This is a genomic window from uncultured Fibrella sp. (assembly GCF_964250085.1).
GTDB lineage: Bacteria > Bacteroidota > Bacteroidia > Cytophagales > Spirosomataceae > Fibrella.
In genome coordinates this window covers 765,014-780,859 of record NZ_CAXUEC010000001.1, presented here as the reverse complement: position 1 = coordinate 780,859, position 15,846 = coordinate 765,014, and the positions used below count along the sequence as shown (strand labels likewise).

The following is a 15,846-nucleotide window of genomic DNA, read 5'->3' as shown; positions in this document are numbered from 1 at the left end:
CTACGCCATACGTGCCTGAAGGATGGCCATTTTGCCGTAAGTTCGTATTCCGCTTCGCAGGGAACCGGTAAGGGTATTTCCATCGTCTCTCATGAACAAACACACTACCGCATTTTTCGCAGCATTGATGCTGTCTAGTATGGCGCAAGCACAGACATTACCGAACGCAGGACCGGCCAAGCCCCCCGTGGCTCCGATTAAACCGAAAGAGTTGGTTTCCCCCGGCGGCACTCGCACCGATAACTACTATTGGCTAAACGACCGGGAAGACAAGGAAGTCATCAGCTACCTTAACGCAGAAAACGCCTACACTACGGCCGTTCTGGCTCCGCAAAAGGCGCTGGAAGAAACGCTTTTCACCGAAATGAAGGGCCGCATCAAGCAACAAGACCAGTCGGTGCCGTATAAAGAGGGCGCGTATTATTACCAGACCAACTTCGTGCAGGGCGGCGAATACCCGGTCTACGTTCGGAAGAAAGGCACACTGACCGCCCCCGAAGAGTTGATGTTCGATTGCAACGCGATGGCGAAAGGGCATAACTACTACAGCCTGGGCGGCTTCGAGGTGTCGGACAACGACGAACTGGCCATTTTCTGCGAAGACACCGTTAGCCGCCGCCTGTATACGCTGCGGGTGAAAAACCTGAAAACGGGGCAAGTTTATCCCGAAGTAATTCCAAATGTAGAAGCGGGCAATTACGCGTGGGCAACGGATAACAAAACGTTTTTCTACGTGAAGAAAGATGTACAGACGCTGCTTGGTTACCAGGTATACCGGCACGTGCTGGGCACCGACCCGAAGGCCGACGTGCTGGTGTACGAAGAAAAGGATAACCAGTTCTACATGGGTCTGTACCGGATGAAGTCGAAAAAGTACGTGGCCATTGTCAGCGACCACAACGGCGTCACCACCGAATACCGACTGCTGGAAGCCAGCAAGCCTACAGGTACGTTCGCCATTTTTTACCCACGTGAGCGCGGCCACGAGTATGATCTTCAGCACGTTGGCAACAAATTTTACGTGCGTACCAACTACAAGGCGCAGAATTTCCGCCTGATGGAGGCAGCCGATAACCTCGCCGGTACCACCAATCGCACCGCCTGGAAAGAAGTGATGCCAAACCGGGCCGATGTGTTCCTGCAAAACATGGACGTGTTTACCAATCACCTGGTATTGGGCGAACGCAAAGACGGCCTGGCCAAACTGCGGGTGATCAACCAGAAAACAAAGGCCGACGAGTACCTCAGCTTTACCGATCCGGCCTACGTGGCGGGGATCGGCAACAACCCCGACATCAACACCAACGTGCTCCGCTTCGGCTACTCGTCGATGACCACACCCTCGTCAACCTTCGATTACAACATGGACACGAAGGCCCGTACGCTGATGAAAGAACAGCCCGTTCTTGGCGGCTTCGATAAGAACAACTACGTGTCTGAGCGCGTTTTCGTCACCGTTCGCGATGGCGTGAAAGTGCCCGTGTCGATTGTATACCGCAAAGGCACCCCGAAAGATGGCACCTCGCCGGTGTTGCAATACGCTTACGGGTCATACGGCAGCAATACCGAACCGGGTTTCAGCACCAACCGCCTCAGCCTGCTCGACCGGGGCTTCATCTACGCCATCGCCCACATTCGGGGTGGGCAGGAAATGGGCCGCGCCTGGTACGACGACGGTAAACTGTTGAAAAAGAAAAACACCTTCAATGACTTTGTCGACGTATCGAAATGGCTCATCGCCAACAAGTATTCGGCGCCCGACAAATTGTTTGCACTGGGTGGCAGCGCGGGTGGCCTGCTAATGGGCGCGGTGATCAATCAGGCTCCCGAATTGTATCGGGGCGTTGTGGCGGCCGTACCATTCGTGGATGTGGTGACGACCATGCTCGACGAAAGCATTCCGCTGACAACGGGTGAGTTTGAGGAATGGGGCAATCCGAAGAAGAAAGAATATTATGACTATATGCTGTCGTATTCGCCCTACGATCAGGTATCGAAACAGGCGTACCCAAACCTGCTGGTGACCACCGGCCTGCACGATTCGCAGGTGCAGTACTGGGAGCCTACCAAATGGGTCGCTAAACTCCGCACCATGAAGACAGACAACAACGTACTGCTGCTACACACAAACATGGAGGCCGGTCACGGAGGCGCATCGGGCCGGTTCAACGCCCTGAAGGAGGTAGCGATGGAATACGCCTTTATGCTAAATCTGGCCGGAAAGGGAAGCTTGTAAGACCAGGGTCTCCTTTCGGGAACGTACCCAGACTCAGTAGAACCACGGTTAACCTGCCCTTCATAAGGCGAGTCAACCGTGGTTCTTGCGTATAAACTGTGAGGCAGAACTTTGCCTTTCACTTATGTTGTTGTAGCTTAGAAGCTAACTTTCGCTACGGTTATGGGAGAATTAATGTCTTTTGTTCGTGGGGGTAAACAGTATCCCGTTGTCAGGAGCACCAAGCATAACACACTGCTAACCTCACCTAATCAGCCCTGGCATTTAAACGCCCTGTTAGGTGATGAGTTGGTGGACCGGGCTTTAGCTGAAAATGGCGGAGCGATTAATGATGCCATGATCGTTAAATTATTAACTGAAAACCCGCTACCCTTCTACACGGACACGTCACAATGCTACCTGAGTATGGGTACGAACGAGTTGATAGAGCGTGATTTTGGCCCACTTAAACCAATTGCTCCTGTTGATGCCCTTGTTCGATTTGGCCTTGCTAAAATGGAGGAAGCAAACGAACGAGGTTATTCACGTCTGTAATCTATAATGCCCGCGCCTACTGCAGAACAGATTAAACGCCTCGGCCCGGAAACTCCTCCTTTCGCACGTAGACGCCCAATGCGAAGCATATCTGTAGGCGAAGATATCCTTTTTGATGCAGAGACCTTCAACGCCACTAATGGTGGAAAACCGCCAAACTGCGTTGTAATATCATCAGCGACTGTCTTTCAACAAAGTAAAGATGGTCTTTATTTATGGGTGATCGACCAGAACGGCCTAAGAATTCTTTTAGAGGCTACACCAAATCCAATCGCTAAACGTGGAGTGGTGTGCCATACAAACATAACTGGCGGAGCGCTCGCCTTACAGGGCGGCGAACTCTGGTTTGGCGACGATGATAAAGTGTACATCAATTACTCATCCGGTCGCTATGGAGCCTTAACGGCTGTACAAGAAGAGGCGGTCATTGATTACTTTACTTCTCTTGGCTACGATGTTGTTCAACTTGGGCCTAGATAACGTACCCAGTTATACTCAGTAGAACCACGGTTAACCTGCCCTTCTAAGGCGAGTTAACCGTGTTGTTTTATGAGACCTCCCCTCCTTGTTCTTCTCTGTCTCTTCATCCTGCCAGCATCTGCACAAGTAGTAGCGCCGCAACGGGTGAAAGACGATATGGCGGATGCCGCCCAGGCACTGCTGCAAACAATGACGCCCGAACAGCGCAAGCAGGCAACGTACCCATTCACCGATAATGAACGGGTAAACTGGGACTTTGTGCCACATGCCCGCAAGGGCCTGATGTTGAAGCAAATGACCCCCGAGCAACAAAAACTGGCCTGGGCTTTGCTGAAAACCGGCCTCAGCGATGAAGGCTATAGTAAAGCCACGCAGATTTCGGATCTGGAAAATGTGCTGCGGGTAGTAGAAAAACGTCCCGAGAACGATACCTACCGAGATCCCGAAGGCTATTACGTCACCCTGTTCGGCGACGTGGGCAGTACCGATCCGTGGGGATGGCGCTTTGAAGGGCACCACCTGTCGGCGCAGTTCTCGTCGCTGACGGGCAAAGTGATGGCCTTAACGCCTATGTTTATGGGCAGCAACCCCGGCGTGGTTCGTGTCGACGTACCTCAGAAAGGCAAACAGCTCATGCGCGAAGAAACCGACATGGCCTTCAAGCTACTTCACAGCCTGAACGAAACCCAGCTAACCCAGGCTACGCTGGCCAAAAAAGCCTTCGGTAACATCCTGACGGGCAACAGCCGCCGGGCATCGCTCGAACGTATGGACGGCCTCACTTACGCCGACATGACGGCTAGTCAACGACGGCAGTTTCTTGACCTGCTGAAGCTCTACGTAGGTCGTTACCGGATAACGCTGGCTAAACAGCAGATGGATCGGATCGAAAAAGCGGGATTGGATCAGCTTCGTTTTGCCTGGGCGGGCGACATGACCGAGGGTAACAGCATTGGTTACTACTATCGCATTCACGGACCAATGCTGCTGATCGAATATGACAACACGCAGAACAACGCCAACCATGTTCACACCGTCGTGCGCGACTTGACCAACGATTTCGGCGATGACCTTCTCCGCGACCATTATGAACGCGCTAAACACTGACTGATGCTTCGCGGCGGCGGTGGTCATTTGCCGTTAGCGTAATGACAACGAATGCCCATGAATGACACTACAGGCAACTGAAAACAAAGGGCATGAATTTCGTATTATAGCTACAAAGCGGCTTGCTACACTGACTGCTGCGCCTTCATCATGGACTTTGGAAAAACCACCAACCTCGACACTGTCACCCTGTCTCTACCGCCCGGTCATACGTTCAATGCCCGGATCTGGACAGATGTGACACCCACCAAGCAACCCAACGTGTTTATTGGCGGGCCGGTATGGGCGAATAAAGACTACGTAGGCAAGGTGTATCCATCAACCGCGAAGGAGAAAGACTTCCTGCACTATTACGTCCGGCAGTTCAACACCATCGAGTTAAACCTGACGCACTACCAGATTCCAACGCAGGGCATGATCGATAAGTGGAAAACGGAAGCAGCGGGTGCCGTTGCTGAACGCAAAAATGTAGGTACGTCGTTTCTCTACTGTCCTAAATTTCCACAGGCGATCAGCCATGAACGGCTGTTGCAGGGAGCCGAAAATCTAACCGCCGAATTCGTCAACGCCATTTTTGGGTTGGAAGAATTTCTGGGCATGTCGTTTCTGCAACTGCCGCCCATGTTCGGCCCCGATAAATGGCCGGTACTGGAACGCTACCTCAGCGACCTCCCCGACGACCTCGACGTAGCCGTCGAATTTCGTCATCCCGACTGGTTCAAATCAGCGTCCATCTGGGGTCAAACGCTGGAACGCCTGCACGCACTGCACCGTCATACGGTCATTACCGATGTATCCGGTCGGCGCGATGTGCTGCACATGGGCTTGAGCAGCCCCGTGCTGACGCTGCGGTTCATTGCTAATGAAGGCCACCCGACCGACTATACACGTACCGACGAGTGGATACAACGCCTGAAAAGCTGGTTTGATAAGGGGCTCCAGACGGCCTACCTGTTTGTGCATGGCGGCGGCGATAACGATACTGCGCCAGAGCTGATTCGATACTGGGTACGTCAGCTCAACGAGCACTGCGGGTTAAACCTGCGCGAACCTGTTTTGCAACCACAAGTGGTGCAGGGCAGTTTGTTTTAGATAGCCCTACTCATCCTGCAACAACTTCCGCAACCGATCAGGGTACGACAGGTAGGCCTGATTACCCTCTACGCGCATCGGAAACAGGCTGTACTGGCCTTCATAATACCAGTAATACTCTTCGTTGACGGTATACACCTCCTCGGTATAAAAGCCGTGCACCATTTCGTGCGAGGCGGCGATATAGTCCAGTACCGTGTCGGCTTCGAGTGGGTGGATAAATACCGATCCTTTGGCCGGAATATTGACAACCGCGCCATAAGGGCCTACGGCCTCATCGGCGTTACGAGTCAACTCAATAGCGCAGGCTACGGCGAAGTCGTTGTGAAAAAGGGTATATAGCGGCAGTTCATCCGTTAGCGAATGACCGGACAGGTCTGGTTTTTCACGGGCGACATTATCCAGCGCCGTCTCGAACAGGTACGTATCCGACGCTTCCCACTCGCCGATCTCGCTCCGCCGGACATAATGCAGCGCATCGTCGAAATCAATAACCAGAAATGTATTCGTCTGTGGAAAGTCTTGCCGATACACGCAATCTTCCATGATATCCTCGGCAAAACCAACTGGTTTCACCTGCACCTTCAGGAGCGGAGCCGCAAACTCGAAATCTTTGTAGATGTAGGTTATCGCCGCATTATTAATTGGCAGAATCTTCACGTGGCCAATGACCATTGCCTCCCATTCGGCAGGGTCTGTTGCCTTGCATTTCCGCAACAGATTGTCCATGTAAAAACGGGTTGGTCCTTTTTGTCCATCGAATTGAACATGAACGACTCCATCATCCGTTATAAGGTCAATGGTCCCTTTCAGGCTTAATTGACTGATCGTAAGCAGAAGAATCTGGTTATATTCTTCTACAGAGAGCCAGTCAGCCATGTGAGCTGGCAAGGGGTAAGTCGGTGGTAGAGCGCGTACCTCCTCCTTTTTTTTGCGTCTGAATAGTCCGAGCATACTGAAGAGGTAAGATACAAAAAAACTCGTTACCGTCAACTGTCAACATCAGCAAATCAATAGGTTACCTTTGTTTATTAAGTAGTTGCGGCGTGGCTCTTATTAGAAAAAATTGTAATTTTGCGGTCTGATGCAAGTAACAGTGAGGCATTTTATTATTTCTTAAAACATAAGATTGTCTGGTACCAATCTTGAGATCATCGGCGTTTGACCGGTATCTAGTTAACTTTTCAAAACCTTCATGAAAAACGTATTGATTATCTGCGCTGGTCTGGCTTTGCTGTCATCCTGCGCTGCCAGCAAAAAACAAAAAGCAGAGTTGGCAAACTTGCAGTCAGCCCATGAAAAAACGCTGGCCGATCTGAACAACTGCGACAAAAAGACACTAGACCTACAGTCGACCATTAAAAGTAAAGATGCCGATCTGGCCAACAAGGTTACTCAATTAGCCGACTTGCAAAGCCAGCTCGACTATATGAAGAAAACCAACAATAACCTGCTCGATCGCATGTCTGACCTATCGGTGGTGAGCAAGCAGGGTGCCGAGAGTATCAAGAAATCGCTCGAAACACTGAACGAGCAAACCAAATACGTCAACAATATCAACAATCAGATTCGTAGCAAAGACTCGCTGAATCTGGCGTTGGTGATGAACCTGAAACGCTCTCTGGCCGACATCAACGACCAGGATGTGCAGGTAGAAGTGAAGAAAGGTGTTGTCTATGTGTCTATCTCTGATAAGCTGCTGTTCAACTCAGGCAAATTTGATGTGAACCCACAAGCTGAAGCTGTGCTGGAGAAAGTAGCCAAAGTAGTAAACGACCATAACGAACTCGACATTCTGGTTGAGGGTCATACCGACGCCGTTCCGTTTGTATCGGGTGTACTGCGCGACAACTGGGACTTGAGCGTACTGCGCGCAACAGCCGTTTCGCGCGTGCTGCAAACTAAATTTGGTGTTGCTCCAACCCGCCTCACCGCTGGTGGCCGTGGCGAATACGCGCCTAAAGATGACAACGCAACACCCGAAGGTCGTAAATCGAACCGTCGTACAGAGATCATCCTGACGCCAAAACTTGATCAGTTCTTTAACCTGCTCTCGAGCGGTCAAGGCAAATAATCCGTTTTGTTGAAACGACATAAAAATGCCCCCGACTCAACCAGTCGGGGGCATTTTTTGTGGGTACGTCGTCAGGTACGTTTAAAACTCAGCCAGGACGGCGCAATTGGCCCAGACGAATAGCAAGCGCACTATAAAGCCGCATTAATGGCGCCGGTACAATGTATTCCTGTACAATTTCCTTCCACTCATCTTCCGGCGGCTTCGCTAATCTCAAGTATTTAATAGCCAGCAGGTTGCGTGGATAATAGTGGTCGCGGTATTGATGGCTATCCAGCATCCAGCGGTAATACCGGGCAATATTACGCTTCAGCTTATCGTCGTACTTACCGGCCAGTTCCCGCCCAATGGCTTCATACATGGCAATACGATTGCGCAGAAAATTGGCGTCGTCGTATTTATCCGTAAAGCTGGTGCCGTTGTTGTTCTTGCGGTAGACTGACATCACATCGGGCAGGTAACCAATTTTTCCCTGCTTCGCTTTCAGGATCAACCGCGGAATATCACCACTCACCGATTCCATGAACCAGGCCGGATACTCGCGAATGCTGTTGCGATACATGGTGCTCGACGTGGCCATAAACCAGATTTCCTCCTCGCCAATCAGATCATCGATCGTGAAAAAAGGCTTTGTTTCGGGGCCGTTCAACACATGTGCGGGTGTACCGTCTTCATAGGTGATCAGCGCGTTATGGAAAACCGTTGAATAGTCTGGATGCGCATCCAGAAAATCGGCCTGCTTTTGCAGCTTCTGGTCGTTGGTCCAGTAGTCATCGCCATCCATCAGCGCGTAGTATTCGCCAGCGGCTAACTTGAGCGTTTCCAGGAAATTGATGCCCCCGTTCTTGCCCATGTTTCGCGGGTGCAACACCCCCTTGACAAGGCCCGGATGCAGTTGTTCGTATTCCTGAATAATGGCCCGCGTTCCATCACTGGAGAAATCGTCTCCCACCAAAATCTCGATGGGAAACGATGTCTGCTGAGCAAGGGCGCTATCTATCGCCTTTCGGATGAATCGCTGCTGATTGTACGTGATAATCAGTACACTAACTTTTACCTTCATCAAACGGCTACTTCTTTCGCCTGCACAATTTGCTTGCTCCAACCCTGCGGCTCTTCATTGTCGGCAGGCTTGGCCCAGGGGTCATAAAATGGTAAAATAGAAACCCAGCGCCCCGCGGGGTTATCCCAGCTGAAGCGATCGGCAAAACTGGATGGACTTACCCAGTGGGGTAGATCATATCGGAACAGGATCATATCACCCATATCCTGGTACCCTTCGGTCTCTACAATGTGGTTATTGATCACGTATCCGGTTCCCCCCGAATGGTAATCGTTACCGTACTGGTTCAAGGCCAGGATCATGCCCACTTTTTGCGGGTTGAGTGGGTGCCAGTGCCGCCCAAAGAAACTGCCACCCAATGGGTAGTGCGTCACCTGTGGGTGGAAATACGGCTGCCCTTTCCGAATACCGAACGACTCGTTATTGCCCGTGATACTGTTCCAGAATTCGCGAACCGGGTCGAACACAGTTAGCAGCGTCTGACGGAATTCGTCGTCGAGGTCAAGAATGGCGTCGAACGTGTGGTCGTGAAATAGCTGCGGGGCCTGCTGAATTTTGGCGATGTGCAGCCGTTGCTTATGCTGGTTATTGTCGAAGGTATCCGGGGCCTCGGCGAGGGGCGTTTTTGCTGCCCAGGCGCGGGTGCCATCAATCACGCTACGAAGCGTTTCAGGCGCAAATCCCGTTTTGATGATAACGATGTTTGGCTCATTTACCAGCCGCATTACCTCTTCGTAGGGTATTTCAGGCACGATATGCCCGTCCTTTATGTCGGCGTTAACTTTGATGATGTACTTAGCTACCTCCTGCATAGTGAGTTATGATATTGTGAGACAAGTTAGCCGTCAACCAACCCAGAAACCAGTGATAGACTAGTTTCTTAGCGAGTGGAAACGTACAAACTTAAGGCGATCAGTTAAGCCAACGTCCTGATTTTGCTCAAGGTTCAGGCTGATTCAACGCATAACCAAAACCGGAAGCGCCGAAGCCATTCCCGTTATACAGCATGACCCACTGATTGCGATGCTGAAAGATGTGGCAGTAATCCATCATCATTGAATCCCACCCTTCCTCCGACCGCTCTATGCCTGCTTGGTCATCCGTCCGGGTCCAGTTGATGCCATCCGTCGATTCGGCACAGCCGATCCGGTAGCTTTTCCGTACGTCGGTCCGGTAATTGGTGGCGCTCCGGTACGAAAAGTACATCCGGTAAAGATCACCATCGCGAAACACCGTTGGGCGGCCAATCGCATCCGTGAACGCATCGTACCCAACGCAAACCTGCCCCGTGCGATTCCAGTGAATACCATCCGTCGATTCGGCGTATTTCACATCATAAAATGGCTCGGGATGCCCGTCGATTACTTCGATCTTGGTGCATGACAGATACCACATGCGCCACAAATCAGGTCGTTCACGGATGACACAGGGCTGAGCCACCCACACCTGATCGAAGATGTACCGATCCAGCAGAGGGCCGGTAAACTTCCGCTCGAAGGTGAGACCACCATCACGGCTGATTGCCAGGCCGATACCGAGCCGATACGAAGCCGTTTCGCTCTTATTCCAGCCGGTATAATACAGCCAGATCTCGTCTTCTACCTGCAAAAACCACGACGGCATGGCTCCGCTCTCGTCGAACGTACCTACCTCGCCTTTGGTCAGGCAGGGTTTATCATGTACGTACAGCACCTTCGACAGGTCGTCGGGGTCGAGTTCAACAAACGAAGTGGCCGACTGAATGTCTTTGTTGCGGGTTGAAAAATAAACCCGCAGCCGGTCGTCCATCGGGAAACCGAACGGTACTTGTGCGTGCGTCTGACTGAATGAGAATTCCCCGGTGGGTTTATAAACGACGCCTTTTTTTTGCCAATTCATACTCAATGATAATGTCTGTACCACTGCTGAAACACCATGAGTGTCCAGAGCAGTTTGCGGTGGTTTTGTTTGCCGGCATAGTGTTCCTGCTGAAGCTGCCGAACGTAACCAGCGTTAAATAGTCCGTGCTGCTTCAGCGATTCGTCCGACAGCAGATCGTCGCACAGGGGGCGGAGTTCGTTGCGCAACCATTGCGACAGCGGTATGCCGAATCCTTTTTTGGGGCGATCAATGATATCATCAGGAATCTTGTTACGCATCAGCGTTTTCAGAATGTATTTGCCCGTCAACCCTTTCCGCTTGAACGATTCGGGGAGACTGTTGGCGAAATCCACGATGCGGTAATCGAGGAAAGGCGCCCGTACTTCAAGCGAATTATACATACTGGCCCGGTCAACTTTCACCAGAATATCATCAAGCAGGTACGTCATGTAATAGATGTACGACGTCTGGTCGAATGGGTCAGTGTTAGCGGGAAGATCGGCCAGGTGTTTGTCGATCAGGCCTAAGCCCGTTTTGTCCGTCAACTGAGCCTGCACATCGGCACTCAGCAACTTCTGTTTTTGGGCCGGTGAAAAACTGCCGAGCCAAAGCGTGTGTGTATAAGCCGGTTTTTCCTGGAATCCTTTCAGAAATTGCTTGGCTTTGAAATCAAGGCTAATGTTGTTATCACTGACCGGCAGCAATTCAGCTACGCGGTTGGCCAGTGATTTTATAGGCCGTGGCATCGACCCGTACACGCCCCGAACATAATCGGAGGTGAAGGTGGGGTAACCTGCCAGCAATTCGTCGCTCCCGTCGCCGCCCAGCGCCACTGTTACGCGTTCGCGGGTAAATTGCGACAGCAGGTACGTTGGAATGATCGACGCATCGGCAAAGGGCTCGTCGAGCTTGGCCGTAATGTCGGGTAGCAGGTTGAGCGAGTCCTGTGCGGTCAGTACTTTCTCGTAATGCTCGGTGCCCAAGTGTTTGGCAACTGCTCGGGCGTAATCGGCTTCGTCGTACGATTTTTCCTGGAAGCCGATCGAGAACGTTTTGATCTTGCTCTCGCTGTTCTTCTGCGCATAATACGCTATGGCTGAACTGTCCAGCCCGCCGCTCAGGAATACGCCCAATGGCACGTCGGCGACCAGCCGGGAGGCCGTGGCGTCATTCAGCAGTTCGTCAAACTGGCTCAGAGCCGCGTTGAATGAAATGGGCTGGTGGTTGAACTCGATGGTCCAGAAGGGCCGGTTGACGGTTACTTTCCCATTTTCAAACAGCAGATAATGGCCGGGCTCTAGTTTCTGAATATTCCTGTAGATGCTGTAGGGCGTAGGTACGTATTCAAACGTCAGGTAGGCATTCAGCGCGTCGGGGCTGATGGCTTTGCTCACTAAAGGATGTTGAAGCAACGCCTTCGGTTCCGAGCCGTAAATAAGTGTGTCGCCGATGACGCTGTAGTGCAGGGGTTTCTTGCCCATCCGGTCGCGGGCCAGCATCGTTTTGCCAGTTCGGAAATCGTAGATAGCAAACGCAAACATGCCGTTGATCTTATCGAACAACTTCTCGCCATATTCCTGATAGAGGTACAGCAGTACTTCGGTGTCGGAAGTAGTGCGAAAATGGTATTTACCCAGCGCTTGCAATTCCTCTTTCAGCGCAACATAATTGTAAATTTCGCCGTTAAAGACCATACCAATTTGCTGGTCTTCAGTGTAGAACGGCTGATTTGCCCCTGAACTTAAGTCAATGATACTCAGGCGGGCATGGCCTAACCCAACAGATTCACCTGAACGGCCAGTCTTCAAATCGCCGCCCTGAAAATCAGGACCCCGATAATTCAGTTGGCGAATCATGCGTAGCATATCCGTCTCCGTGCCGCGCCCCGTAAACCCTGCTAGTCCACACATAATTTTATCAAGTCAATTATCTCAATCGTAACCGCTCAGACTGCACTGTCTCTGCATGGTCAGCCGCTTCGCCAGGTACGTTGAAATTGATCAGTTCTTTTACACTATACGGCATTTTGTTTTGCGACTCGTAATAGGTTCGCATCAGGATTTCAGCAATAACGCCCATTAGCACGAGTTGAATGCCCACCACAAAAAACATGGAGGCAATGGTAGGCAATGGCGTTTCAACTAAATCTTTCTGGCCCGTTAGTTTAAAATAGGCGGCCATGATGGTTGCCACAAACGTGACCAGAAAAGCCAGAATACCGGCCCCGCCGAAGAAGTGAATAGGGCGCTGCATGTACTTTTCCAAAAACTTGATCAGTACCAGGTCCAACACTACTTTATAGGTTCGAAAAATACCGTAGTTGCTTTTTCCAAACTGACGTGGCTGGTAGTTTACCGGCATCTCGGTCACCTTACCACCCTGCCAGGCGCAATAGACTGGAATGAACCGGTGCATCTGTCCGTAGAGCGTCACATCTCTGATCACTTCCCGACGGTAGGCTTTCAACGTACAGCCATAATCGTGTAACGGAACGCCTGAGATACTGCTAATCAACTTGTTAGCCGTCATCGAAGGCAGTTTACGCGTCAGAAATTCGCCTTTCCATCGATTTTGCCGCCAGCCACTCACTACGTCATACCCGTCATCGAGCTTATCGACCAGTTTTGAAATGTCGTTCGGATCGTTCTCCAGATCACTGTCGATCAGCACAATTACGTCACCCGATGCATGCTGAATACCAGCATTGATGGCTGCCGTTTGCCCGAAGTTACGCTTGAAGTTAACGGCCTTCACCCGTTTGTTGCGGGCGCAGACGATCCGTAACTGATCGAGCGAGTCGTCTTTTGAGCCATCGTTTACGGCAATGATCTCATAATCATACTGCCCGATGGCGTTTTCAAGGGTATCGAAGAGGATGGGAATACTTTTCGATTCATTATAAATTGGAACTATAACGGAGAGGTAGGCCATGTAACTGTACGGTTTTGAGACTGTCTCGAACGAACGATTGACAAAAATGTAGTGACGGCACTTAAGACCAGAAACGGATAAAAGGGAGCCAGGTAACGTGTTTCAGGATGGCGTAATACCAGCACATACACCACCAGGCAGTAGGCAAACGAAAGTGGAATAACCAGCAGCCGATCATCGCGCCGAAGTCCGCGCCGGGTCAGTAAAATTAGCCCGATTAATCCTGGAATCAGAATGAAGGCGTAGTGATAAAGCCGAAGCAGGAACCGGGGCCACTGCGACCGGACCATATCGTCGAGGAAGGTATACCCCCAGGTTCCGTGTAAGAACGTACCCGTATAACGGAGTGGCGCCCAGACATAGTACACCAACGGATTGTCTTCCCGCACCGACCGTGTATACCGGTTCATCTTCTCTTTTATCTGAGCCGATATGGCACTCCGCTGAACCGAGTCGAGCACCGGCCCGTTGCCCAGCCGATAGCATAGATTCCGCACTGACGTGATCGAATCGAGGGTAAATTTCGACGTGTAGACGTAGTTGGGGGGCGGGCCAAGGTCTTCTTTTACATACCAGCGCACGGGCGGCAGAAAGTTACCGTTTCCCCAACCCTGTATCCACCGGATACCCGCGTTTGGGAACCAGTACGAAAAATCTTCACCGTAGCTTTGGCAAAACGCCATTAGGTCGAAGTAATTGGCGGGCCAGAAACCTTCGGGATACCAGGGACTCTTCAGCAGTGGAATTACCTGCCTGTAGCTCCGGTAGTTGCGCACCATCCAGGCACCATCAGCCAATACAAACGGCAGTAAAAACAGGAAGCTGTACCGAATGAGGCTCTTGACTGTCAGTCGTTTCTGTAACCAGCGGAGCCCCCATATGGCTATTGGAACGGCCAACAGGGGCGCGTGGGCTGGTTTCAGAAAGATCGACCACGCCATCCACGTACCTGCGGCCATTGCGGGTAGCCATCGGGTCGGGTTCGATTCAAACCGGAGCCAGCTATAGAGGAAGAAGACCGAGGCCGAAGCAGCCAGGCTCTCCGTCAGGAAATAACCGTCGAATACGCTGACGAATGTGCTGAACAGGTAAATAGAGTAAGCCCAGTAGAAGGCGCGTTCGTTCTGAAACAGATGACGCGCACACAGACCCAGCACGTAGACCGAGATCGCCGATACGATCAGTTGAAGCAGAATAACCAGATTGCAGGCTACGGCTGGCTTAAAAAACAGCCGAAATGCCAGATACACGCCCGGATAAGCGGGCATTCGTACGTCGGTCTGAAAACCATGATGAGCCAGCAAACTTTCGACGGGCTGAATATACGTCATCATATCCCCGTTGCTCTGTCCCCAGAAACCGTCGATATCGTGGTAGTATGTCCGGGTCAGGAACCAACCGAAAAACAGGCCTTTTACTACCAACGCAATGACAGTCCAGTACAGCCAACTACCGGCTGGCCTGAGCAACCGTGGGCTGGTCATAGGTACGTTGCTTTATACCAGTCGACAAAGCGGCTCAACCCTTCTTCCAACGACACCTTTGGTTTATAGCCTAACAATTCTGCTGCCCGCGACACATCGGCGTAGGTGCGGTCCACGTCGCCGGGTTGCATGGGCAGGTACTCGATCTGCGGTGCTTTGTCCATCAGCCGATATAGCGTGCTCACCAGCGTTTGCAGCGTAACCGGGCTGTGGTTACCAAGGTTAATAATATCGTAGGTTGTTGGGTGCGCGTCCAGGTACGTTAGCGCGGCCATGATGCCTGCTACTGTGTCGCCCACATAGGTGTAGTCACGTGAGGTGTCGCCCTTGCCGAACATAGGAATTGGCTGGTCGGCAGCCATCATGCGCACAAACTTATGAATGGCCAGATCGGGGCGTTGCCGTTCGCCATAGACGGTAAAAAACCGCAGGTTGACAATACCCATCCCATAGAGATGATGGTAATTGTGGGTTAGCAGTTCGCACGCCCGTTTGGTGAACGCATACGGCGAAATAGGCTGCTCGACACTGTCGGTTTCGCTGAACGGTATTTTCTCGTTGTTGCCATATACCGACGACGACGAGGCGAACACCATTTTGCGGATGCCCCGTTGTTGCATCCAGGCCAGCAGGTTATTGGTACCGGCAATGTTGGTACTGATGTAATCGGCGGGTTGCTCGATGGATGGACGAACGCCCGCTTTAGCCGCAATATGAATGACGGCATCTACATCAGCATCGAGTTTCGTCAACCAGTCGGTTTCGCGAATATCAGCTTCGACAAACGTAAAATTCGGGTGCTTCAGCGCGCCCGATACGTTCCGCTCCTTGACGGAGCGTGGGTAGAATGAATCGAAATTATCAACGCCAATAACCCGGTATCCACTGTCGAGCAGCCGATCCGTGAGGTGACTGCCGATAAAGCCCGCGCATCCAGTGACTACTAATTGGGTAGAAGGTTTCATGTGTTAGTAAGGGTGGCCGC

The 15,846-nt window shown here is 51.6% G+C and carries 14 protein-coding genes; 6 read left to right on the top strand and 8 right to left on the bottom strand.

The genetic code is table 11. From position 1 onward, the window contains the following. Positions 1–91: 91 nt before the first annotated feature. The 5 genes from ACFE8Q_RS03155 to ACFE8Q_RS03135 all read left to right on the top strand — a co-directional run bounded on the left by ACFE8Q_RS03155 (position 92) and on the right by ACFE8Q_RS03135 (position 5,449). On the top strand, positions 92–2,236 hold the full coding sequence (locus tag ACFE8Q_RS03155; protein WP_375443898.1) for a S9 family peptidase: 2,145 nt from the start codon (positions 92–94) through the stop codon (positions 2,234–2,236). A 162-nt stretch (positions 2,237–2,398) separates the two neighbouring features. Beyond that, complete coding sequence (locus tag ACFE8Q_RS03150; RefSeq protein ID WP_375443897.1) at positions 2,399–2,770, top strand: hypothetical protein; 372 nt, start codon at positions 2,399–2,401, stop codon at positions 2,768–2,770. A gap of 78 nt (positions 2,771–2,848) precedes the next feature. Further along, a complete protein-coding gene (locus ACFE8Q_RS03145) occupies positions 2,849–3,250 on the top strand; it encodes a hypothetical protein (protein WP_375443896.1) in 402 nt (133 codons plus the stop codon). Positions 3,251–3,319: 69 nt separating this feature from the next. Further along, positions 3,320–4,357 carry a DUF3500 domain-containing protein gene (locus ACFE8Q_RS03140; RefSeq protein WP_375443895.1) on the top strand — a complete coding sequence of 346 codons (1,038 nt, stop codon included), beginning with the start codon at positions 3,320–3,322 and terminating at the stop codon, positions 4,355–4,357. Between the two features lie 150 nt (positions 4,358–4,507). Next, positions 4,508–5,449 carry a DUF72 domain-containing protein gene (locus ACFE8Q_RS03135; RefSeq protein ID WP_375443894.1) on the top strand — a complete coding sequence of 314 codons (942 nt, stop codon included), beginning with the start codon at positions 4,508–4,510 and terminating at the stop codon, positions 5,447–5,449. Between the two features lie 6 nt (positions 5,450–5,455). Here the strand turns inward: ACFE8Q_RS03135 and ACFE8Q_RS03130 are convergent, their stop codons facing one another. Continuing rightward, positions 5,456–6,328: a hypothetical protein gene (locus tag ACFE8Q_RS03130; protein ID WP_375443893.1), complete on the bottom strand. Its 873-nt coding sequence runs from the start codon at positions 6,326–6,328 to the stop codon at positions 5,456–5,458. 316 nt (positions 6,329–6,644) lie between these two features. Between ACFE8Q_RS03130 and ACFE8Q_RS03125 the strand changes: the two genes are divergently transcribed. Then, positions 6,645–7,523: a flagellar motor protein MotB gene (locus ACFE8Q_RS03125; RefSeq protein ID WP_375443892.1), complete on the top strand. Its 879-nt coding sequence runs from the start codon at positions 6,645–6,647 to the stop codon at positions 7,521–7,523. A gap of 88 nt (positions 7,524–7,611) precedes the next feature. Here the strand turns inward: ACFE8Q_RS03125 and ACFE8Q_RS03120 are convergent, their stop codons facing one another. The 7 genes from ACFE8Q_RS03120 to ACFE8Q_RS03090 form a co-directional block, all read right to left on the bottom strand. Continuing rightward, on the bottom strand, positions 7,612–8,586 hold the full coding sequence (locus ACFE8Q_RS03120) for a glycosyltransferase family 2 protein (RefSeq protein ID WP_375444353.1): 975 nt from the start codon (positions 8,584–8,586) through the stop codon (positions 7,612–7,614). Further along, positions 8,586–9,398 carry a hypothetical protein gene (locus tag ACFE8Q_RS03115; RefSeq protein WP_375443891.1) on the bottom strand — a complete coding sequence of 271 codons (813 nt, stop codon included), beginning with the start codon at positions 9,396–9,398 and terminating at the stop codon, positions 8,586–8,588. Before ACFE8Q_RS03115 ends, ACFE8Q_RS03120 begins: the two co-directional genes overlap by 1 nt. Before the next feature lie 127 nt (positions 9,399–9,525). Then, positions 9,526–10,464, bottom strand: a complete 939-nt coding sequence (locus ACFE8Q_RS03110; RefSeq protein WP_375443890.1) for a hypothetical protein — start codon at positions 10,462–10,464, stop codon at positions 9,526–9,528. Positions 10,465–10,466: 2 nt separating this feature from the next. After that, complete coding sequence (gene asnB, locus ACFE8Q_RS03105; RefSeq protein ID WP_375443889.1) at positions 10,467–12,356, bottom strand: asparagine synthase (glutamine-hydrolyzing); 1,890 nt, start codon at positions 12,354–12,356, stop codon at positions 10,467–10,469. 16 nt (positions 12,357–12,372) lie between these two features. Then, positions 12,373–13,377, bottom strand: coding sequence for a glycosyltransferase family 2 protein (locus ACFE8Q_RS03100; RefSeq protein WP_375443888.1), 1,005 nt, complete (start codon positions 13,375–13,377; stop codon positions 12,373–12,375). Continuing rightward, on the bottom strand, positions 13,356–14,861 hold the full coding sequence (locus ACFE8Q_RS03095) for a hypothetical protein (RefSeq protein WP_375443887.1): 1,506 nt from the start codon (positions 14,859–14,861) through the stop codon (positions 13,356–13,358). The genes ACFE8Q_RS03100 and ACFE8Q_RS03095 overlap by 22 nt, the downstream gene beginning before the upstream one ends. After that, positions 14,858–15,826 (bottom strand): GDP-mannose 4,6-dehydratase, encoded by a 969-nt coding sequence (locus ACFE8Q_RS03090; RefSeq protein WP_375443886.1) that lies wholly within the window; start codon positions 15,824–15,826, stop codon positions 14,858–14,860. The genes ACFE8Q_RS03095 and ACFE8Q_RS03090 overlap by 4 nt, the downstream gene beginning before the upstream one ends. Positions 15,827–15,846: the final 20 nt, after the last annotated feature.

Coding starts and splice junctions, on each gene's coding strand:
- ACFE8Q_RS03155 (WP_375443898.1), top strand. CDS start 92: ATGAACAAACACACTACCGCATTTTTCGCAGCATTGATGCTGTCTAGT.
- ACFE8Q_RS03150 (WP_375443897.1), top strand. CDS start 2,399: ATGGGAGAATTAATGTCTTTTGTTCGTGGGGGTAAACAGTATCCCGTT.
- ACFE8Q_RS03145 (WP_375443896.1), top strand. CDS start 2,849: ATGCGAAGCATATCTGTAGGCGAAGATATCCTTTTTGATGCAGAGACC.
- ACFE8Q_RS03140 (WP_375443895.1), top strand. CDS start 3,320: ATGAGACCTCCCCTCCTTGTTCTTCTCTGTCTCTTCATCCTGCCAGCA.
- ACFE8Q_RS03135 (WP_375443894.1), top strand. CDS start 4,508: ATGGACTTTGGAAAAACCACCAACCTCGACACTGTCACCCTGTCTCTA.
- ACFE8Q_RS03130 (WP_375443893.1), bottom strand. CDS start 6,328: ATGGCTGACTGGCTCTCTGTAGAAGAATATAACCAGATTCTTCTGCTT.
- ACFE8Q_RS03125 (WP_375443892.1), top strand. CDS start 6,645: ATGAAAAACGTATTGATTATCTGCGCTGGTCTGGCTTTGCTGTCATCC.
- ACFE8Q_RS03120 (WP_375444353.1), bottom strand. CDS start 8,586: ATGAAGGTAAAAGTTAGTGTACTGATTATCACGTACAATCAGCAGCGA.
- ACFE8Q_RS03115 (WP_375443891.1), bottom strand. CDS start 9,398: ATGCAGGAGGTAGCTAAGTACATCATCAAAGTTAACGCCGACATAAAG.
- ACFE8Q_RS03110 (WP_375443890.1), bottom strand. CDS start 10,464: ATGAATTGGCAAAAAAAAGGCGTCGTTTATAAACCCACCGGGGAATTC.
- asnB (WP_375443889.1), bottom strand. CDS start 12,356: ATGTGTGGACTAGCAGGGTTTACGGGGCGCGGCACGGAGACGGATATG.
- ACFE8Q_RS03100 (WP_375443888.1), bottom strand. CDS start 13,377: ATGGCCTACCTCTCCGTTATAGTTCCAATTTATAATGAATCGAAAAGT.
- ACFE8Q_RS03095 (WP_375443887.1), bottom strand. CDS start 14,861: ATGACCAGCCCACGGTTGCTCAGGCCAGCCGGTAGTTGGCTGTACTGG.
- ACFE8Q_RS03090 (WP_375443886.1), bottom strand. CDS start 15,826: ATGAAACCTTCTACCCAATTAGTAGTCACTGGATGCGCGGGCTTTATC.